We start from the raw sequence: 23,010 nt of genomic DNA, 5'->3' as shown, positions 1-23,010 counted from the left end.
GCACTGATCGCTGCTGTCGGAACAGGATTAACTGTTACACTGCTTGATACCGATGCTGATGAACAACCTTCTGCACTGGTCGCTACTACACTATATACACCACCACTGCTTACAGTGATTGATGAAGTTGTTGCTCCATTGCTCCACAGGTAGCTCGCACCACCTGTTGCTGTCAAGGTTACAGATCCGCCTGCACAGAATGTAGTCGGACCATCTGCACTGATCGCTGCTGTCGGAACAGGATTAACTGTTACACTGCTTGATACCGATGCTGATGAACAACCTTCTGCACTGGTCGCTACTACACTATAAGTGCCTGCAGCTGATACGGTGATTGATGAAGTTGTTGATCCATTGCTCCACAGGTAGCTCGCACCACCTGTTGCTGTCAAGGTTACAGACCCACCTGCACAGAATGTGGTCGGACCATTTGCACTGATTGCTGCTGTCGGAGCTGCATTCACTGTTACTGTTACCTGAACCGTTCCGCCAGGCATTGTATAGCTAATATTTGCTGTACCCGCACTAACGGCAGTTACCAAACCATTTGCATCCACAGTAGCTACTGCCGCATTTGCGGAACTCCAGGTACCGCCTGCAGTCACATTGGCCAATTGCGTAGTTCCTGATACACATACGCTGGTGTTACCGGTAATCGGCGTAGTTGCCTGATTGGTTACCCCCTGAATAGCAAAACTGTATGCAGACTCATCACAGTCATTGTTGTTTAACTGTACAATCGCATTATGTGTGCCTCCTGCTGATGCACTGTAGGTAACGGTAAATGTTGTTGTTTGACCTGCAGGAATAGTTGCAGGCAGTGTAATTCCACCCACTGTGAAGAAAGATGGATTCGCTCCTGCAATATTGATGCTGTTTACAGACAGATCAGCTGTTCCGCCTGCATTATCAATTATATAAGTACGGGTTACCTGATTATTGATATTGGTAGTACCAAAATCTGTTCCGGTAGCAAGATCGATGGAAGTTGATCCGTTCAGAATGCTGAATACAAAAGAAGCGGATGCTATTCTGATTTCAGGAGCTACTACTGTCACTTGTTGTGTAGCTGTTGCCGGATTGCCATGAATATCAGTAACCGACCAGGTAACCGTTGTGGTACCCAGTGGGAATAAAGACGGCGCATTATTGGTAGGGGTGTTTGCACCACAATTATCTGAAACGGTTGGTGTACCTAAATTAACAGCAGCTGCATTACAATTAGAAGATCCCGCCGGAATCGTATAAGTGATATTGGAAGGCGCAGTTAGCACAGGTGCTTCTGTATCATTCACGGTCACTGTAAAACTGGCTGTTGTAGTATTTACCCCATCTGTAGCCTGAAAAGTATTGGTGGTTACGCCAACAGGAAAAGTTGCCCCTGAAGGCAACCCTGCTATTTGTGTAACAGTAACACTGGTACCGTAAGTAATAACCACTTTACCATTTCCACCTGCACCATCATCGCCATCTACTCCGGGCACATTAACAGGATTGGTACCTCCATTAAAGGAGCCACCACCACCACCGCCGCCATTGTCACCACCGCCGCCACCGCCGGAATATCCGCCGCCGCCGCCGCCGCCAACAAAGCCAGCTGAACCGCCACCACCATAACCACCATATAAAACTCCAAATAGTGATCCGCCCGCAAAAGGGTTCGTACCAAATTGAGACAAACCACCTGTTAAGTCACCGGAATTAATATCACTTAATCCATCAGCTAACCAACCTGCCCCTGCTCCACTATTCGTTCCTGCTTCTCCACCAGAACCACCAGTACCCAAAGCGCCATCTCCACCATCACCGGTAACACCATAATTACCATCTACGCTATTGGCATTTGCATGAATATTATTATCTACAATAGCTGCAGCTCCTCCACCTGCACCTGCAACCATCAAAGGCACAGCAGAAGGCGTACCAAATGGTGTAGCACTTATATAGGTACCACCGCCGCCGCCGGCTGCTCCTAATCCAAAATCTGCAAAATCATCAGAACCTCTCTGCCCTACAACCATATATATAGTCTGTCCTGGCGTAACCGCAAAAGTTCCTGTGAGCGAAGCCCCTCTTCCACCATTTACTCCTGATGATAATGAATTACCTCCATCAGCACCGATACCCTTTATGGTAATTGAAGTAACACCGGCTGGTACCGTAAAAGTTTGAATATTACCCGTATAATCAAATTCAACACTCACAGCATTTGCCTGTGCTGTTGGCGCCGCATACGTCACCACCCTGCCACAAGTACCCGGCGTATTACTGAAACTCATATTACCTGGTACCGTTAACGATATATTCGAATTACCGTTAAAGGTTCTGCCTGTAAAACCTGCAGCGCGTGTAATATTTTTTAGTACTCTGGTAGTAAAGTTGCGAACAACTGTCGCATCTTTTACAACTTTACCCGGGTTGTTATACATTTTTTCAGCACCGCCTAATTCTGGTAGTCCCGTAAAACGGAAGGCCGAAAAAACAGTAAATAAAGTCAGCGAAACAAGGCTGACCCATAAGCGTGTAAACTTATTCATAGCAAAGGGTTGTGATCAGGGAATATGTTGGTACAATATTATTACAACATAAAAACCTCTTTGAGGCTTTTGTAATTGACAATAATAAATTCATATAGGATATAAAACCTGTAGGTACAACACGAATCTGTTGTAGTAGTGCATGGAGAAGTAGGTACCTCATCAGAGGTGGTACGGATCTCATTCAGTTAGATTGTTCAGGTTTAGTTTGGCCTAAGCAGATGATTACAGGCTAAGCCATAATTATCAACTTTGGTTGTTTCAAAAGAATTGGGTTCGGCTATTAAATAGGATAAAAGAAAGGAACTTATGTGCAGTTGATACATAAGCCTTTGGAGACCAAACTTATAAATTTTAACATTCTCTGAACTTAAAAACAGCTTAAATCATTGATTTAGATTATGCACATACCTGAATTTCCCTGTAGAAATCAAGCTGCCGTCTGCATTTTAACTCATTAGTTATCACTGCCAAATCGGTAGTGCCCGATAATCGGATAGGCAAAAAGTACATCTTCTATCATCTGTCCGCTTCCTATATTATGAATAATCAGGTAACGCTTATGTTCAGCTGTTTTTTGTTTGCTTACTATTCCAATATGTTTTAGCCCCCTCCTTAGTAACCAGCAAATAATATCACCCGGTTGATAATCAGCCGCATGATTGGTAACCGGTATCGATGCTCCTGAACGTTTAAAAAAAGTCATGAGGTTGGGTATCCTTCGATGATCAATATTTTTATCGGGTCCGCGCAGTCCCCACGCATGTGGATATTGACTGAAATGGGTACGCATATCATCATGTACCAGTTAATGTAAATCGATGTTGAGTTTTCGGTAAGCACGAATGATGACATCGGTACATACGCCCCGATCCCGGGGTACATCTCCATTAGGATAGGCAATGGAAAAATAAGAGAGATCGTAAATCACTTTTTGTTGGGTAAGTGTAAATGCAGAATCTGCCAGACGGAAATGAAAAGTTGATTGTGCAGACAATAAGTGAAGAAAAAAGATGCAGCTTATAATAAGCATCCGGATTTTCTTTGATATCAACATTGCATCACATTTGTATAGAAATGCTGTTGCATTGTTTTTACATAGAGAGCATTGTTAAGGTTCGTATAATCATTGGTAAAATTGGTTTAGCAGCTACCTGCTGAAGAAATGCATCTGGTCATTCCTGCTAACAAAAAAGTCGCTCAACATCTGAACGACTTATTGTGCCCCAGGCGGGAATCGAACCCGCACTCGCTTTTTCGGCGAACAGGATTTTAAGTCCTGCGTGTCTACCAGTTCCACCACCAGGGCTCCTATTCCTTTAACAGGAATGCTGGTTAAAAAAAATCCCGTCACGTATGACGGACGGGAAATTTGAGCGGAAGACCGGGCTCGAACCGGCCACCCCGACCTTGGCAAGGTCGTGCTCTACCAAATGAGCTACTTCCGCAATCGATGTAAGAACTAAATCGGGAGTGCAAAAATAGGATTCTGCAGTTCCTGACAAAATTTTTTATTGACTTTTTATTTGTATTCAGGGGTGTATTTGCTGCTGCCCTGCACCTCAACATCTGGTTTCCCTTTGTAACGCTGGTTATACAGACGATAACATCCACCTAAAACAAAAGCTAGAATACAAAACACTTGCAGATAGAAAAGAAAACGAGATGAATTTACCCAGTTTCTGGTAAAATCTTTTTCTTTTGCGGCTTGTTGTTCGTTCGACATAATTTTTAATTGCTTTGCAAAAATAAGGCAGCTGATTTGATTATAAAATCTTTCTGCCAATAATTTCCTGAAAACGTGTTTGTTTTTTGACAAAATAGTTCCACACAATCGTTCCGGAATATACGCCCCCCAACTGTTTCATGGATTTAGGATGCTGTTTGTTTTTTTCTTTTTTCCCCCTCCACCATATACCCACTACTGCCCAATGTGCCTTTACAATCGCCTTAAAAAAAGCAGTATCCCCTGTAAACAAGCCTTTCCAGGCCGATATACCATCTAATGTAAACCGCAGGGGCAGCTTCCATATTTTCTCAGACCATGGCAGATTTTTTCCCAGCATCAATAAATTGTTTCTGAAATTGAGAAACACTTTTCTTCCTCCTCTCGGTAAGGTACCTCCTCCAACATGATAAACCACTGAACCCGGACAACTCATAATGGTATACCCTGCCAGCTGCATACGCCAGCACAGATCAATTTCTTCCTGGTGAGCAAAAAAACGGCCATCCAGACCACCCGTTTCATGGTATAGTTTAGCCCTTACAAACATAGCCGCACCTGATGCCCAAAACACCACCTGGGGATCATTATATTGCCCCTCATCTTTTTCACAGACATCAAAAACACGGCCTCTTGAAAACGGATAACCGAGGCTGTCGATCCACCCTCCGGCAGCGCCCGCATATTCAAATAAATCAGGTTGGTGATAGGATAATAATTTGGGCTGACAGGCGGCAATGTTTCGATTGGTTTCCATCAATGCGATCACTGGTTCAATCCAGTTAGGTGTTACCAACACATCAGAATTCAGCAATATGTAATAGTCAGCCTCCACCAAATTCAGTGCCCAGTTATAACCGCCCGCAAAACCTTCGTTTGTGAGATTATATAAACATTCAACAGAGGGATATTGTGTTCTTACAAAATCCATTGAATCATCTGTTGATGCATTATCAGCTACAATCACTCTTTTATTGGCATAAGTAGATGCCAGCACAGAAGGAAGAAAAGTTTCCAGGTGATTTCTCCCATTATAGTTGAGAATGACAATAGCTACCGACGGAACTGACAATGACAAATGGTTTTGCACGAAAATAAGGAGAAAAGGAAAGCTACAAGCTCAAAGCTGCCAGCCCAGAGAAACAAGAAAAAAAACGCACTATTGACTACTCACTACTCACCCCATTCACCCCCTCAGCCCCCAGTTAATAAGATACCTGACTTCTTTCGGCACCGTTCGTTCACGGATTTTAGATGTTTTTTCACCCAATCTCACAAGAATCGTCTTTTTAGAAGGAATAACAATTATATATTGTCCTAATATACCTCTTGCATAAAATACTTCCGGATTTACCGGATCTATCCACCACTGGTAACCATAATAATCGCAATTGTTTCCTTTCAGATCGGTTATACCGCAAGGTTTTACAGAAGCGGCCCAATAGGTACTGTCGATAATAGGTGTACCATTCCATTTTCCACTATCGAGCATAAGTTTTCCGATACGGGCAAAATCGCGGACATTCGAATTAAAGCAACAATAGGCTTTTATATGTCCATTTTCTTTGTCGGTACTCCACAGCGCAGGATGTTCAGCTCCGATCGGCTGCCAGAGTTTCTGTGAAGCATAATCGCTCAGGCTTTGTCCGGTTGCTTTTTCAAGCAGCAGTCCTAATAACTGTGTATCGCCGCTTTTATACGAATGCAATGCCCCGGGCTTATCTTTCATATTCACCCCTGTTGCTGTTTTATATACATCATTTCCATAATAAGCTTCTGATGTTACTGAAAAAAGATTCCAGTATGATTCATTCCAATCTGTTCCGCTACTCATGGTCAGCAGATCCACTATACGAACCTTTGCCTTATCTCCTTCCTTAAATTCAGGCAGATAATTACCCACAGGTTCCTCCAGTGATTTTATTTTACCTTCTTTCAGAGCCACTCCGATCAATACACTGGTTATACTTTTGGCAACGGAAAAAGAACCCGATTTTGAACTATCATCATATCCTTTCCAGTATTTTTCATACACCACTTCATTGTTCCTGATCATCAGCAGTGCTACTGAACCCAGTTCTTCCAACAATGCATTCAGGGTATCAGGGTAACTGATTTTATTATAATCAGCTGCTTCTGCCCAGGGCTGCGGGGTAGCAACTGAAACAGTATTATTGCTAAATTTTTTATAGTCATCGATGTTGGCAAAATTGTACCGTACCGCCGTAAAAAGAAAGGTTTTGCCTGATATAAATGCATAGGCACTGAATGCCACCAGAATAATGACTATGATCCACAATAACCTGCGAAAGAATTTTTTCATACGGATAGATTAGGGTATTGAAATTAAGGTTTTTTATGACCCGAATTACCTATCTGTCTAATCCCTTGAACTGGCAAAGCTTCCATACCCTTTATTCTTTCATCCAAATTTCGTATCTTGCATATAGAAACCATTGTATGCATTTCCTGCACTTAAATCTTGATTTTCTCGATCATCCCTGCTGTTAAGGATCGCTTTTGATTTGTTATTACCCTTGCAAATGGGTTTCTATTACTTTATTTAAAATGGTTTTTATGCTCACTCATGCTATTTCAGCAAATACAGCTGCGTATCTGCAGTTGGAAGAACAATATGGTGCCCACAATTATCATCCTTTACCAGTTGTATTGGAAAGAGGGGAAGGTGTTTTTTTATGGGATGTGGATGGCAAGCGTTATTATGATTTTCTCAGTGGTTATTCTGCTGTGAACCAGGGACATTGTCATCCAAGAATTATCCGGGCACTCACCCAACAGGCCCAGAAACTTACCCTTACCTCCCGCGCTTTTCATAATAACCTGTTGGGAGAATATGCACGTTTCATTACGGCTTATTTTGGTTATGAGAAAGTACTGCCGATGAATACGGGTGTTGAAGGGGGTGAAACAGCCATTAAACTGGCAAGAAGATGGGCCTATACAAAAAAAGGGGTTGCCGAAAACAAGGCTAAAATCATTTTTGCAGAAGGTAATTTCTGGGGAAGAACCCTGGCCGCCATTTCATCTTCGAATGATCCCAGCAGCTATAAAGGCTTTGGCCCATATATGCCGGGTTTTGAACTCATTCCTTATAATGATACACTGGCCCTTGAAAAAGCCCTTCAGGATCCCGATGTGGCTGCATTTATGGTAGAACCCATACAGGGTGAAGCCGGTGTGGTGGTTCCGGATGAAGGATACCTGAAATCTGTGCGGGCACTCTGCAGCAGGTACAATGTATTGTTTATAGCAGATGAAATACAAACCGGACTGGCACGAACCGGTAAAATGTTAGCCTGTGATCATGAAGAGGTAAAACCGGATATTCTTATTCTGGGAAAAGCCCTGAGTGGTGGTGTACTGCCTGTTTCAGCAGTATTGGCTAATGATGATATCATGCTGAATATTAAACCCGGAGAACATGGCTCTACGTATGGTGGTAACCCACTTGCCTGTGCAGTTGCCATGGAAGCACTCCATGTACTGAAAGATGAAAGAATGGCCGACAATGCAGCTGTTATGGGTGAATTACTGAGAGAAGAGCTACACAAATTACATTCACCCTATATTAAAGCCATTCGTGGCAAGGGGCTTTTGAATGCCATTGTAATGGATCATCCCAACAAAGATGCATCCTGGGATCTGTGTCTGGCACTGAAAGAAAATGGTTTATTGGCAAAACCCACACATGGCGATAAAATTCGCTTCGCCCCCCCACTCCTCATTAACGCTGATCAGGTGAAAGAAGCGGTAGACATTATTGACCGATCGCTGAAAACGCTATAAGAACAGAGAAATAAGAAAGGAGATTTTGGATGTCAGATGGCAGATGTCAGATTTTGGATCTCAAATCTGCTATCTGCCATCTGCCATCAGTTCTTATTTTCTACTGGTATTTTCGGGAAGAGTACCATGATCTGAATCAGGATGGCCAGCAGGAGAACAGCATATAAGGCGGGTTGTTTTTCGGGACACTCGCCCAACATACAACTGGATACCAGTACATAGTTACGAATGGCCCAGGCCAGGTTAATGGCGCCTATGAATACATTGGTTCTTTTAGCCCAAATACGGGGTATTGCAAAAAACAAAGCAGCAGCTGAACAAAAAAACACATGAAATAAACCAGGTCTGCCAAAACTGGTACCTTCCGCAGCAAAACCGGAAACAACAAGGTTTTTGCTGGTTACGATGCTCCAGGGGAAAAAGCACAGAACAATTAATCCGATTGCGGCGAGGATACCTATCTGCTGGGCGTATTTCATATCTAAAATCTTAGGCTGCGAAGCTAAAGATTTTTAAGAAGCAGTATCATTTATCCAGTGTCTATTTGATATACTGTATCGTTGATGTAAAACTTACAGCCCTGTTATCGTCACCCATTTTTATAAGTCTCACTACTTTTCGTTCAACTCCCTGTACAATCTCTGCTATATATTGTCCGGAAGGATAGTTCTGACCGAATTGAATGGTACTATTAGCCTGTACCGACTGACGAAGTTCGATGACCCTACCCTGCATATCGGCAATACGGATGGTAATGGGCATATTTGTTTTGCGACTTTTTAACTGAATTGTAAAGAATTGAATGGCAGGGTTTCCCATGACAACAGGCTCCAGTTGCTGAGTGGTAACAGCTTCTGTAATGGTTACTGAAAAAGCTACACGCTGACTCGCAATACCATTCTCTATAGCTGCTACCCAAAACCGGTATGTACCGGGCTGGTTTTTTACAATTGGCTCCACAGGTAAGGTATTGGAAGATGCATTTTCAAAGAATGCCAGTTTAACACCCGCTTTAGCAGTCACCTGCTGATCAAAACGAATATAGGCGGGTTGTTGACGGTTCTCATAGCTGGCGTCTTGTACCAATGGCGATTCAGGCTGAACTGTTACAGGTATCTCAGCTTTTACCCGGCAACCCTGATGGTCTGTGGTTTCAAATGAAATTATAGATGATCCGGGACGGATGCCCTTCACAAACCCACGTTGATCAATGGTTGCTATATCTTCGACTAAACTGCTCCAGATACCGGTTTCTGTTCCTGCATTGAGCTGTTGAACCTGTCCGCTAATGATTTTATTATATCCCTGTATTACGGGTCTGTTTGTTGCAGGTAATACCACAAATTCAGTTCTACTTTCAGCTGTACAACCATTTTTTTCAACGAGAAATGAAATAGCCACATTTCCTGCACTGACGCCTTTCAAGGTGCCGTTTTCTACTTTTGCAATATTGGTATCACTACTACCCCATATGCCTGTGGTTAACATCCTATTCAATGGTACACTTGTACCGGCGCAAAGCTGTTGTGACTTAAAAAGTGTATTGCCCGATTGCTGTATCAGTTCCGGCGCCAGCATTATAGCGGGCACAGCGGGTGTTTCTTTCATGGTTATGGTTTTTGAGGTACTATTGATACATCCAAACATATCCTGCATTTCATAAGAAATTACCACCACACCATTTTGTTTACCCACTAATATACCATCGGCACTGATTTCAGCTATTGCGGTATTACTGCTTTTCCATTTTACATCTTTTTCATCCGTGAGCAACTGATATTGTTTTCCAGTACACACATTTTCATCGGTATGAATAGGTGTTATTACCGGCAAATCATGCACTTCTAAAACTGCTGATTTTTCTACTACTCCATTTCTGTAAACAATATCAGCCTCATAAGAACCCGGACGTGTTGCTTTGAATTGAAACTGATAGCTGATTTTAGCATCAGGATTTTGAAAAAACTGTATCCGGTGATTGTACTGATCGGCAACATATATATTCTCATCTTCATCAACGGCCAATCCATAAGGATAATTAAACTGGTTCATATCATTTCCCTGACCATTGCCTCCTGCAACAGTGATACCCGTTTTTGCACCCGATTTCCAGCACTGGATACGTTGATTGGTCTGATCGGAAACAAAAATATCTCCTGCTTCATTCAAGGCGATATCCGTAGGAAAATACAATTGAGCCATTCCTTTTCCTCTTCCGTTACCACCCGCAACTGTAATACCGGTTCTGGCACCCGGCTTCCATGCCTGTACCCTGTCGTTAGCGGCATCTGCGATAAACAAGGTTCCACTTTTATCAACTTTTATACTACTTGGATATTGCAATTGATTCGCAGCATTACCCTTCCCGTTACCTCCGGCCACTGTTATGCCTTCGATAGCCCCTGGAGCCCATTTCTGAACCCTGTGGTTATAATTATCTGCCACATAAAGGTTACCATGCTGATCAAGGCAGATCCCAAAAGGCATATTCAGCTGATTCGCTCCATAACCTCTTCCATTACCGCCCGCTACCGTTACTCCGATATATGAGCCGGGCGTAAACATTTGAATACGGCTGTTGGCAGCATCACTTACATAAAGATTGCCGGCTGCATCTACCGCTACGGCCATGGGATAATTCAACTGATTTGCAGCATCGCCCTGTCCTCCAATACCTGCTACAGTTTTTCCTGCAACTGCACCGGGTACCCATTGCTGAACCCTGTGGTTAAACTGATCAGCTATATAGATATTACCTGAACGATCTACCGTTATACCCGAAGGGAACCTGAATTCATCGGCTGCTGTTCCTTCTCCAATACCTGCAACTGTTTTAACCAATGCAGGCGTAAATGAAGTATGCACAGTTTGCCTGTTATATTTCCAATCAATACGTTCTACTTTCGGAGAAATGGCTTCTATACTTAATTCAGTATTTACACAAAGATTTGTACTACGTAAAACAGGTTTTACAGGTATTCCGGATATGCTATCAGTAGCTAAGGCATTTGCTTTATAACAAATGAAAAACACGCACATCAATATTATGGCCTGCAATGCAGCGATTGACTTTTTTTGCGATGTTGTAGTGAATTGCATAAGCCTTGGTAGCACTTTGAATTTGATAACACAAAGTGACTTGACTTGGGCTCTGTCACAAATAACAGCATTTGTGAAAAATCGGTAGTGTCGATTGGTTACACAGTAGCGACGCTACTACATAACATTAATTACTATTATGTCAAAAGTTGTTTAAATACAATACAGAAAATCAGCACAGGTATTTATTTGCAGTAATTATTATGCATAAAATAAGCATTACAGCGTAACTACTGTAAGAAGGCGTACTGATTTTACTACAAATTTGTCGTATTGGTGAAGATTGGTTTGTAGTTAAAGTGTTACTGAAAAAATCGTCACCTGCTTAAAAATCGAAAGAGCCGTTCAGTTTGAACGGCTCTTTCTTTTGGTTTTTCGGTACTGGTTTCTAAAGGATGATGGGGTTACATCAACAAGTTTACTATTTAACTTTTATCAGTTGAACCACTTTGCGGCGGCTTCCCTGTGTAAATTCTGCATAATAGGTTCCGTTTCCAAGGTTATGACCAAACTGAACAGTACTGTTAGCATTCTGATTAGCCCTTGACTCTACAGCTCTGCCGTACATATCAAATACCCTGATCTGTACCTGCTGGTTATGTTTGCTTTGGATTTTCACAGTAAACATTGAGCGACTTGGATTACCCATTACAGTTACTGCGAGATCATCTGTAATTTCAGCCTGTACAGTTTTTGTGGTTGTTTTTACAGCTACTGTTTCTTCGGTAATGGTTGCCGTGTTACTCACCGCACCTGTATTGGCCATTGCATTTGATACGCAACCAGTCAAGCCCTTACCGAGTATATCATTCGGATAACGTTGTAGGTGTGATGCAACATCGCTGGTTTTTACTTCAAGTACGTTGTAATTATTGCTGTTGCCATTTCTTCTGGTGATATACACTTTCGGATCATCGTTATTGTAGCCGTAATAGTAGTAGTACAGCCATGATAACCAACCCCAGTTATTACAATCCTCTTCCACTCTGATATCTTTCACACAGATTCCAACCTGACTTGTACTTGTGCAGCCAGACTGTCCGGTTACTCTTACTTCGAAAGTGTAGTAACCTTCTGCATTTGCTGTAAATACAGGTTGAGCACTGGTGGTATTGCTGAGTGTACCGCCACCGGTTAAAGCTCTCCAGCTGTATGTATAATTACTGCTACCAGAGGCGTTTACCTGTAAGGTAACACGCTGTGGCCCATAACCAATGTACAGGTTTGTTGGAACACCACCGGTATAGGTATTGTTTTCAGGAACGACATTGATGGTACTTGTACATGATGGTACTGGTGGCGTAACCGCACAACCCTGATCTGCACATGAACCCAGTCTGTCGCCAGGATGGTTGCTCAGGTGAGCTGCTACTGCATTAACACTGATTTTGAGTGTTTGTACATTACCTGTATTGCCGTTTGGTGCATGACAGAGATACACTTTATAATTCTCCTCTTCGTCATCATCATCATGGTCATCATCATCACGATCATTGTATTTGTTTTTACAAGAAGATGAGTTATGTGACTTGTGATCACAGTTATTGTGTCTATGCCCTTTGTGTTTACAGTTTTTACTATCATGAGACTTATGATCACACTCATCATTATCATCATCACCGTCATCATACTTGTCTTTACACTTGTCTTTATTGTGTGATTTGTGGTCACATTTACCGTGGTTGTGTTTACCGTGTTTGCAGTCTTTTGAACTGTGCGATTTATGGTCACACTTATCATCATCCTGATCCTTCACGCGAATATCTTTCACACAAATGGTTACGGTACTGGTAGATACACAACCAGACTGCGTTCTAACAGTAACCCTGAATGTATAGTTACCTGCAGCTGTTGGTGTGAATACAGGCTGAGAACTGGTTGTACTGCTCAGTGAACCGTTACCCGAAACAGCTGTCCATGTATAAGTATATGAAGTACCACCAGCCACATTCGTTCTCAATGTTACTCTCTGAGGTCCATAACCCAGGTAGATGTTGTTAGGCACACCACCTGTGTAGAGCGTATTCTCTGGCACCACAGTGATTGAACTGCTACAGGTTGTTGGTATTGCGGTAACTGTTACAGTTTGTGAAGCCGTATTACGATTACCAGCACCATCAATAGCTGTCCATGTAATCGTAGTTACACCTACAGGATAGCTGGTTGGTGCGTTATTGCTAACAACCGGCGTTCCACAATTATCAGATACTGTTGGTGTGCCAAGATTTATAACTGAACCCTGAGCTACCGTAATATTGGCAGGGGCTGTGATAGATGGAGCCTGATTATCAAGAACAGTCACTGTAAATGATCCGTTACTTGTGTTTCCGGCAGCATCTCTTGCAGTAACAGTTACGGTTGTTGTTCCAATTGGGAACTCAGTACCAGAAACTTTACTGTAAGAGAGATTCACTGTACCTCCACAATTATCACTTGCAGTTGCGAAGTAAGAAACATTTGCACCGCATGTATTAGCAGCAACATTGGTTGTGATATTTGCTGGCAATGTCAACTGAGGCGCTTGTGTATCCACTACAGTCACAGTAAATGATGCTGTATTTGAATTACCCGAAGCATCAGTAGCAGTAACCGTTACCGTAGTGGTTCCTGTTGAGAATTGTGTTCCGGATGCTTTGCTGTAAGCAAGGGTTACTGCACTACATGCATCGCTTGCAACAGCAGCTGCATAATTCACAGTGGCTGCACAGCTGTTGTTAGGGGCCGCTACTGTAATATTTGCAGGAACGCTCGTAAACACTGGTGCCTGGTTATCATTAACAGTTACTGTGAAGTTTCTTGTCGCAGTATTACCCACTACATCTGTTGCAGTAACGGTGACAGTTGTAACACCTACTGAGAATACAGTTCCTGAAGCTTTACTGTAAGTATAAGTTACAGGACTTCCACAGCCATCAGTAGCCGTTGCCGTATAATTTACAGTAGCGCCACAGGTACCTGCTGCATTATTGGTAACAATATTCGACAATGACCCGAATACCGGCGCTTCTGTATCTGCTACGGCTATGGTTCTTGAAGCTGAAGTTGTATTTCCTGCTGCATCGGTTGCAGTCCATGTTCTTGTGATCGTATAGTTATAGAAATTAACCTGAGCAGGATTGGTTCCTTTGGTACTTGTTTGTGCTAACTGAACGCTGACATTTGTATCAAAGTTATCAGTTGCAGTTACATTGGCAGCTGAAGGAATGTTACCGCATGATGCATTCAGATTTGCAGGCAAACCTACCAATGTCGGTGCTGTACCATCTTTAACAGTTACCAATTGCACGCCGGTTGTTGTATTTCCAGCAGCATCTTTAGCTGTCCAGGTTACAGATGTTGTTCCGATAGGATAAACAGTTCCGGTAGCATTATTGCTGAGTAATACCACTCCAACATTATCCGATACAATCGGTGTACCGAGAGATGGTACGGTTGCTGTGTTACTACCCTGTGGAGCTGTTACAATGATATTGTTCACTTCTGTGATAGCTGGTGCTTCAGCATCTACCACCGTTACTTTCTGAATACCCGTGCTGCTATTACCATAAGCATCTACAGCAGTCCAGGTTATCGTATTTACACCCAGTTGGTATTGTACCGGTGCATTATTACTGATAGTAACCGGTTGGCCACTGTTATCAGTAGCTGAAGCCGTACCCAGGTTTACACCTGTTGCAAAATTGGCCCCGGTATTAGTGTTTACAATTTTATCAGCCGGAGCAGTTAAGGCAGGTGCCTGTTTGTCTTCAACAATCACCAGTTGAAGTGCAGTTGCCTGATTTCCGGAGGCATCTGTTGCAGTCCAGGTAACTGTTGTGTTACCGATAGGATACTGAGCAGGTGCATTATTGGTTACGGTTACTGACCCTCCACTATTATCACTTGCAGTAGCTGTACCCAAACTTACACCCGTTGCAAATGCCTGGTTATTATTGGTTACCGTTGTTACAGTAGCGGGAGCAGTAATTACTGGTGGTTGATTATCCAGGATCGTTACTTTTTGTTTGGCTGTACTTACATTTCCTGCTGCATCAGTAGCTGTCCAGGTAATTTCAGTAACACCCAGTGGGAATACTGAAGGAACAGTACTATTGGTAATTTGTACAGGCTGACCACAATTATCTGTTGCCGTTGCAGTTCCCAGCACAATTCCAGAGCCGGAAGCTGATGTAATATTAGCCGGCGCAGTAATCGAAGGCGCTTGTGTGTCATTTACTTTTACAGTAAATGTTGCAGTAGCACTGTTACCTGCTGCATCTGTTGCAGTTACCGTTACAGTAGTTGTTCCAACAGCAAATACTGAACCAGGTGCCTTACTGTAAGTAATTACAGGCGTGCTTTGGTTATCTGTTGCTGTGGCTGCAAATGTTACGATAGCACCACAGGTATTAAGATCATTTGACTTAACGATATTGGCTGGAGCGGTAATCACTGGAGGTGTTACATCCGCCGGAAGCACTACATTCACTTGCTGAGTTTGCGTTACTTCATTTCCATTACCATCATTATAAATCCACTCGATAGTATAGGTACCTGACTGCGTGAATGTAATCGGACTGTTGGTGATAGCTTCTACCCTTCCTGAACAGTTATCGGTAGCAGTAGGTATGGTTGTAACAGTTACCGGTGCGGTAAGATTCAGTACAGGTAATACTGCCAGATCGGGTACCGGAGCAACATTATCAACCACGAATACATCGATTGGTGCAGATACCTGAACCTGACCTGTCATGGTTGTAACAGCCACATGGAATGATCCCGACTCACTGGCTGAATGTATCGCACTATCAGCACCTGGGATGGCTACTCCATTTCTGAACCACTGGTAAGACGCTCCTACCGTTGGAATAGAAAGTCTAACAAAAGATGATGGACAGATGGTTGTTGGACCATTCGCCTGAATAGCAGGCAATGGCGTTACCGTTAATCTTACACTTCTGAAGATCGTACAATTAATAAAAGGAACAGCCACTGTATAGGTACCTGAATTAACAGGTTGTGCATTGGTTATTGAAGGACCTGGCACAAAAGATGTAAAGTTGTTAGGTCCGCTCCAGGTATAGGCTGATCCACCATTTGCAAAAAGCATAATGGTACTTCCGATACCAAATACAGATGCATTAGCCTCTGCTGTAACAGGGGGTTCTGCATAAGTTGAACAGGTTCCGTTTACTTTAAACTCAGACCAGTTTGAATTAGAACCGGTAAGGGCAAAATTGTTCAGTGTACCATTGTTATTGTTTCCACTGAGGTCAATCAATGTTCTTTCAGTTGGGTTAGGCACATCTGCAAAACCCTGATTGAATTTATAGTAAGCTACCAGATCAGTCTGAGCAGGCTGGAGCTCACAATTCATATTATTGATGATTTCGCACTGATTCAAAGCTCGCTTCCAGACTTTTGCTTCATCAATCTTTCCTTTGAAATACTCTACGAAGCCAGGTTGCTGACCAATCACCAGGTTATTGGAATTCATGGTAATATCACCACTTGCTTCTGTGGAAGCAGCCAGCACACCATTGAGGTAAATACGCATGTAATAGCCATCGTAGGTAGCAGCACAATGGGTCCATTTATTCAAGCCAGGGAAATTATTGGCAGTCAGTACTTTCCACTGTCCATTCAGGTGCAGGAAGAATGAAATGGTTTTCCATCCATCATCTGTACGTGGGAACTTGTATCCGTTGTTGACAGAAAGTGTAGACTTACACAAAACATCCTGGGTTGCCCTTGTTCCATCTGTTGGATAGATCCATGATTCCAGTGTAATATTTTTAGAGATATTTAAGCTAGGGCTATTAGGTATCACAACTTCATCATCTGCGCCATCGAGCGTTAATGAACCGCCTTTATAGGCAACCAAAAAGTTCGTACTAGCTGTTGTTGTGCAGCCACCTAAAGAAACCGTAACAGTATATAAACCTGAATTATTGATCTGTGCATTAGATATCACAGGTGATTGCTGATTGGAAGTAAAACCGTTCGGACCCGTCCAGGCATAGCTGGTACCGCCTGTAGCCTGTAACTGGATATTCTGTCCTACCTCGAATATACTACCATTGGCAGTAGCTGTAGCGATGATGGGGTTAAAGGTAGCACATACACCATCGCCAACTATACCAGTTGACCAGTTAGATGTAGCACCATTTAAAGCCATATTATTGAGGGTACCGTTATTGTTGTTACCACTTAGATCTTCAGCGGTATTCAGTCCCACATTATTAACACCTACCAGACCTTTGTTAAAACGGTAGTATGCACTCAGCCCCAACTGACCCACCGGATTGATCTGACAAGTCATATTGTTATCTATTTCACACTCTGTCAACGCGCGGTTCCAGATTCTCACTTCATCCAAAGATCCCTGGAAGTACTCTCCACTATAACCAGACTGCGTACCAATGGTAAGCGCATCTGTATTGACAATAATATTACCTGTAACTACTTTGGTAGCTTTCAATACCCCATCAAGGTAAATTTTCATGATAGAACCATCATATGTAGCCGCTACATGGTGCCATTCATTAATGGCAGGATAACTGGCAGAGATAATATTCCAGCCAACACCTTCTATATATATGTGGAATGAGAATGATTTCCAGCCATCATCCGTTCTGGGGAATCGATAGCCAGGGTTCAATATGGAAGACTTACTGATAACACTTTGTGTAGGTGTGTTATCATTTGTAGGATAAATCCATGTTTCAATCGTAACTCCACCGGAAGTATTAAAGAGATTGTTGTGTGGTACAGATACAAAGTCGTTCAGACCATCAAAATTGAGCGCACGTGCAGGAACAGAAACACCGATTGTAATACTTTCAGGTACTGTACATCCTGATGCAGTAGTTACGTTAACCGTATAAATACCCGCATTGGCACTTGTTACATTATTAATTACCGGATTTTGTTGTGTGGAAGTAAATCCGTTGGGACCTGTCCATGAATAACTTACACCTCCTGAAGCGGTTAACTCAAGATTACCCCCTTGTGGTATAGACAATGCATTGCTACCGATGGTTACATTAGGCTGCACGAAAGGCGCACAGGTAGTTCCATTGGCGATAGCTCCACCTGTCCAGTTCGAAACACTGGCTAAAAGACCAAAATCAACCAATGAACCATGGTTGGCGAAAGGACCTGAGTCCGTCAGTTTATTTTCTAATAAGTTGGATACCCCTCCTAATAAACCCTGGTTAAATTTATAATATGCGATTAATTTATTCTGATCTGTTATTTCGCAATTTCGGTTAGCTGCAATTTCACACTGAGACAATGCACGGTTCCAGATGCGTAGCTCATCTATCGATCCTTTGAAAAATTCATTGGTATAACCATTCTGATAACCAATGGTAAGCGGATTGGTATTCACAGTTATTGTACCCGTAACCGCTAATTGGTTGGCCAGAACCCCATTAATATAAATACGCATATAAGTACCGTCGTAAGTAGCTGCCACATGGTGCCAGCTATCTTTACCTGGATAAGGAGCAATCACTTCTTTCCAGCCAATACCGTTGAAATTCAATTGAAAACGGATATTGGCCCAGTTATCGTTGGTACGCGGAAACACATAACCTGTTTGAGCAGAAGCCGGCAAGCGCTGAGACTTGGCTACCACTGACTGTACGTTAAAGGCAGACCCACTTGGAACGTACAACCATGACTCAATCGTAATAACGTCGCTGATGTTAAATGAAGCATCACCGATATCATTACCTGCAATGGTATTTCTAACAACTCTTACTTTGTCATTGGTACCGTCAAAGTTCAATCCACCTGCAGTTAACTGGCTGAATGCTACACTGCTGAGCAATAATGAGAATGCAGTAAGAACAGATGTAAAAATTCTCCTTTGAGTAAAAAGACGCATAAAGTTAATTTGGCTCTGAATGATTGTTTCAACAGCTATTACTGTTGAGGCAACACAGGATAAAAAATCAGATTTTACTGATTAGCGGATAAAGGAGATCAAGTGATGGTTAGTCAGAGGATTTTTGGAACTAAAAACAACGACATTGACATTTATGAAAAGCAGGTATATGTCGTGATACCTGTTAAGAAAAATCAAAACTAATCGATTCAGCTGATTTTTTCAAACTAAATGACGATTATTTTATATACACATGTGGATAATGACATATATATTCCGCAAAGGTTTCCGTAACCGGAAAAAAGAGATGGCTCAGGCGCTGTTGAAAATACAAATAATATTGATTATAAATAATTATAAATCAATAAATTAAGTAAGATTTATAGAAAAATAATACAGCTGTGAAAAAAGCAACTTTCGGGGCCATTATGACTAAGATTAGAATTTCCTTAAAAAGCATTTTAAGGTCGGAAAAAGGCAAAAAACAGAAAAAATATGCAAGTGGATACGTGTTTTCAACGTTTTGATTCGGGGAAAAACACTACAAAAAACAGGAATTCAACTACAATTGGTTATCAATTATTTATAAAATAAAAGGATCGCTAATGCGATCCTTTGGAGGTCCCGAGCGGATTCGAACCGCTGTAGAAGCTTTTGCAGAGCTCTGCCTAGCCACTCGGCCACAGGACCATTTTTTCTGTAGCAGGGTGCGAAAATAAAGCAATCAAAGGAATTTCAAAATTCTAAATGCGAAAACCCGAAATTTGTCGGCATTAACCCGTTTATATGAACAGAATTGCAGAAAGTGAATTGATAATCAACAGCAGAGGTGCTGTTTATCACCTGAATGTGAGACCCGAAGAGCTGGCCCAGCACATTATTACCGTTGGCGACCCTGACAGGGTGGCCGAAGTGAGCAAGTATTTTGATAAAGTGGAAGGCAAATACCAACACCGTGAATTTGTAACCCATACCGGATGGGTAGGCAATAAAAGAATTTCGGTTGTATCTACAGGTATTGGTACAGATAACATTGATATTGTATTCAATGAACTGGATGCATTGGTAAATATTGATTTTGAAACGCGTACCATCAAACCTCAACTCTCCCACCTCAATATCATCCGGGTAGGTACCTCAGGCTCTTTACAAAAAGATATTCCCGTTGATAGTTTTGTAGCCAGCACGCATGGCTTAGGTATCGATAATTTATTAAACTTTTATCAGCAACAAAACAACCCTGAAGAAAATCAACTACTGGGTGCTTTTGCTACACAGATTCAGATAGGCGGTGGTTTTGCCGCACCCTATATAGCTGCCGCCGGCACTTCGCTGCTGAAGTATTTTGTAGAGGGATTTCATCACGGAATCACCGTTACCTGTCCGGGATTTTACGGTCCGCAGGGAAGGGTACTCAGACTGGGACTAGTAAACGCTGAACTCATCGACAGGCTCACCGGCTTTTCATACGGCAATCACCGTATCACCAATTTTGAAATGGAGACCAGTGGTATTTATGGACTTGGAAAATTATTGGGTCATCAGTGTCTGAGCCTGAGTGCCATAGTTGCGAACCGCATCAGTCAGGAATTCAGTAAAGACAGTGCTGCTACGATGGAAAAATTAATCAGACAGACATTGGAAATTATTGGCCAGATCAAATAATCAATATGACGATTCAATTTTATAAATACCAGGGAACAGGTAATGATTTTGTGATTATAGATAACCGTGATGGTGCCTTGCAACTCACTACCACACAGATCCACCATATCTGCGACAGAAGATTCGGTATTGGGGCAGATGGTCTGATGCTGCTCAACACTTTGGAAGGCTTTGACTTTGAAATGAAATACTATAATGCTGACGGAAAGGAAAGCAGTATGTGTGGCAATGGCGGACGTTGTTTAACCCGTTTTGCGTATGATATGGGCATCCATAAAATCACTTATCGTTTTCTAGCGATTGATGGTGAACATGATGCAGAGATTGCGGAACATGGCTGGATTAGACTGAGAATGAAAGATGTTTTTGAAGTACGGGATTACGATGGTGATACCATTCTCAACACCGGTTCCCCTCACTATATAAAATCTGTACAAAACATTATGGACATGGATGTTTTTCATGAAGGCAGAAATATCAGGAACAGTAAGGATTTTATCAGGGAGGGTATCAATGTAAATTTTGTTGAAGCAGAAAACAAACACATTATTGTACGTACGTATGAACGTGGCGTGGAAGATGAAACATATAGTTGTGGAACCGGCGTAACCGCTGCCGCCATTGTATTTGCACACAATGAAAAAGGATTTAACCGGGTAGAGATCAAAACAAAAGGCGGACACCTGGCTGTTGAGTTTGAAAAAATCAACGATCAGGAATTCAGGAATGTATGGTTATGTGGGCCAGCAGAGTTTGTGTACAAAGGAGAAATAAATATTTAATGATGTCTGATCGCAGATGTCAGATGTATAATGAATCTGGCATCTGCGATCTGACATTCTTCAATCACTTGTATGATTCAATATTTCAAAAATATCAACGGGCAGACCGCAGAGATTGACAGGGCAGAAATGGGTGTTTGGGTTAACCTGGTTCCACCCTTTAAAGAAGAGGAATTTATTCAACTTGCCGATGACCTGGATATTCCGATTGAATTTTTACGCGACTCCCTTGATATTGATGAAAGGCCACGTTATGAGATAGAGGACAACGTAAGATTTGTTGTTATCAAAACCCCAACCGAAAACAATTCTTTTAACGATAGTGATGCATTTTATATCACGATACCGATCTGTATCATCCTCACACATACACAGATCATAACGGTCAATTCATTCGACAACGGAGCCATCAAAAAATTCCTGAATTCTTTTCAGAAAAGACATCCCGACAAAAAAAATATGATGATCCTGAAGGTATTTGAGAAAGTGGTGCAGAACTTCATGGAATTCCTGAAAGAAATCAATCAACGCCGTAATCAGTATGAAACCAGTTTATACCAGAGTAACAGTAATGTTGACCTTTTAAACCTGATGCGTATACAAAAAAGTTTGGTGTATTTTGTTACAGCACTCAGAAGCAATGAAATGCTGATGATGAAACTGGAAAGAACAAATTTCCTGGGACTGAATGAAGAAGAAAGAGAATTCCTGAACGATCTTATTGTAGATACCAGCCAGGCCCTTGAAATGGCCAATATTTATACCAATATTCTTACCAGCACACTTGATGCATTTGCCAGCATTATCAGCAATAACCTGAATAATGTAATGAAGCGGCTTACATCCATCACCATTATTCTTTCTCTACCGGTAATGGTAGCAAGTTTATATGGCATGAACGTGGATAATATCCCCTGGGCCCATTCATCCTATGCATTTTATGTGCCCATCGGATTATCCATTGCCATTGCAGTTGTGATCAGTTGGTATTTTATGAAAAAGAAATGGTTCTGATATGCCGCTATTCAATGTGAGGGTATATGGTATTCTGTTTGATGAAAACAAACGCTTGCTGGTAAGCGATGAATTTATTCGTGGTGCCTATATTACCAAATTGCCCGGTGGCGGACTTGAATTTGGTGAAGGAACAAGAGACTGTTTGAAGAGAGAATTTATGGAAGAAACCGGTCTGGATGTAACGATCGGTGATCATATTTACACCACAGATTTTTTCCAGATCTCTGCTTTTAATCAAAAAGATCAGATTATCTCTATTTATTATTTTGTGCACCCCAACCACCCCGTTCAACTACCTACCAAAACAACCGCATTTGATTTTGCACCGGAACAAATCAGTAACCCCCATGGCGAAAGTGAAGTTTTCAGATGGATAAGCTGGGATGATTTGCATACAGATTGCATGACATTGCCCATTGATAAAGTAGTCATTCAGTTGCTGAAGGAACAGCTGTGAGCTGTGGGCTATGAGCTGCGAGTAAAGGAAGATCTACTTCATCCTAC

The 23,010-nt window shown here is 42.1% G+C and carries 12 protein-coding genes, 3 tRNA genes and 1 pseudogene; 5 read left to right on the top strand and 11 right to left on the bottom strand.

Annotation, left to right across the window (positions count from 1 at the left end; all coding sequences use genetic code 11):
* From BC659_RS17095 to BC659_RS13750, 7 genes and pseudogenes are all read right to left on the bottom strand, one after another.
* The coding region (locus tag BC659_RS17095; RefSeq protein WP_133475379.1) for a beta strand repeat-containing protein at positions 1–2,537 on the bottom strand (2,537 nt) is incomplete at its 3' end.
* A 457-nt stretch (positions 2,538–2,994) separates the two neighbouring features.
* Positions 2,995–3,570, bottom strand: a pseudogene (locus BC659_RS17055) (DUF1287 domain-containing protein).
* Positions 3,571–3,759: 189 nt separating this feature from the next.
* Positions 3,760–3,846, bottom strand: a tRNA-Leu gene (locus tag BC659_RS13770).
* A gap of 66 nt (positions 3,847–3,912) precedes the next feature.
* Positions 3,913–3,985: transfer RNA gene (locus tag BC659_RS13765), tRNA-Gly, on the bottom strand.
* A 74-nt stretch (positions 3,986–4,059) separates the two neighbouring features.
* Entirely contained in the window at positions 4,060–4,263 is a 204-nt protein-coding gene (locus BC659_RS13760) for a hypothetical protein (RefSeq protein WP_133475378.1), read from the bottom strand.
* Between the two features lie 40 nt (positions 4,264–4,303).
* Positions 4,304–5,335 carry a glycosyltransferase family 2 protein gene (locus BC659_RS13755; protein WP_133475377.1) on the bottom strand — a complete coding sequence of 344 codons (1,032 nt, stop codon included), beginning with the start codon at positions 5,333–5,335 and terminating at the stop codon, positions 4,304–4,306.
* Between the two features lie 114 nt (positions 5,336–5,449).
* Positions 5,450–6,586: a serine hydrolase domain-containing protein gene (locus tag BC659_RS13750; RefSeq protein WP_133475376.1), complete on the bottom strand. Its 1,137-nt coding sequence runs from the start codon at positions 6,584–6,586 to the stop codon at positions 5,450–5,452.
* A gap of 254 nt (positions 6,587–6,840) precedes the next feature.
* On the opposite strand from BC659_RS13750, the gene rocD reads away from it, so the two are divergent.
* Complete coding sequence (gene rocD / locus BC659_RS13745; protein WP_133475375.1) at positions 6,841–8,070, top strand: ornithine--oxo-acid transaminase; 1,230 nt, start codon at positions 6,841–6,843, stop codon at positions 8,068–8,070.
* Between the two features lie 86 nt (positions 8,071–8,156).
* Here the strand turns inward: rocD and BC659_RS13740 are convergent, their stop codons facing one another.
* The 4 genes from BC659_RS13740 to BC659_RS13725 all read right to left on the bottom strand — a co-directional run bounded on the left by BC659_RS13740 (position 8,157) and on the right by BC659_RS13725 (position 19,732).
* The gene (locus BC659_RS13740) at positions 8,157–8,549 is read right to left on the bottom strand and encodes a hypothetical protein (RefSeq protein WP_133475374.1); all 393 of its coding nucleotides are present in this window, start codon (positions 8,547–8,549) and stop codon (positions 8,157–8,159) included.
* 61 nt (positions 8,550–8,610) lie between these two features.
* Positions 8,611–11,169 (bottom strand): SMP-30/gluconolactonase/LRE family protein, encoded by a 2,559-nt coding sequence (locus tag BC659_RS13735; protein ID WP_133475372.1) that lies wholly within the window; start codon positions 11,167–11,169, stop codon positions 8,611–8,613.
* Between the two features lie 421 nt (positions 11,170–11,590).
* Positions 11,591–19,042: a LamG-like jellyroll fold domain-containing protein gene (locus BC659_RS13730; RefSeq protein ID WP_133475370.1), complete on the bottom strand. Its 7,452-nt coding sequence runs from the start codon at positions 19,040–19,042 to the stop codon at positions 11,591–11,593.
* A gap of 616 nt (positions 19,043–19,658) precedes the next feature.
* A tRNA-Cys gene (locus BC659_RS13725) sits at positions 19,659–19,732 on the bottom strand.
* Between the two features lie 96 nt (positions 19,733–19,828).
* Here BC659_RS13725 and BC659_RS13720 point away from each other — a divergent pair.
* From BC659_RS13720 to BC659_RS13705, 4 genes are all read left to right on the top strand, one after another.
* Positions 19,829–20,707, top strand: coding sequence for a nucleoside phosphorylase (locus tag BC659_RS13720; RefSeq protein WP_133475368.1), 879 nt, complete (start codon positions 19,829–19,831; stop codon positions 20,705–20,707).
* 5 nt (positions 20,708–20,712) lie between these two features.
* Complete coding sequence (gene dapF / locus BC659_RS13715; RefSeq protein WP_133475367.1) at positions 20,713–21,489, top strand: diaminopimelate epimerase; 777 nt, start codon at positions 20,713–20,715, stop codon at positions 21,487–21,489.
* Positions 21,490–21,561: 72 nt separating this feature from the next.
* A complete protein-coding gene (locus BC659_RS13710) occupies positions 21,562–22,503 on the top strand; it encodes a magnesium transporter CorA family protein (RefSeq protein WP_133475366.1) in 942 nt (313 codons plus the stop codon).
* Position 22,504: 1 nt separating this feature from the next.
* A complete protein-coding gene (locus BC659_RS13705; RefSeq protein WP_133475365.1) occupies positions 22,505–22,963 on the top strand; it encodes an NUDIX hydrolase in 459 nt (152 codons plus the stop codon).
* Positions 22,964–23,010 lie beyond the last annotated feature (47 nt).

It is taken from the genome of Sediminibacterium goheungense (assembly GCF_004361915.1).
In the GTDB taxonomy this organism is placed as follows: Bacteria; Bacteroidota; Bacteroidia; order Chitinophagales; family Chitinophagaceae; genus Sediminibacterium; species Sediminibacterium goheungense.
Note: the sequence above shows the minus strand (reverse complement) of the source record. Positions and strands in the feature narration are given on the sequence as shown.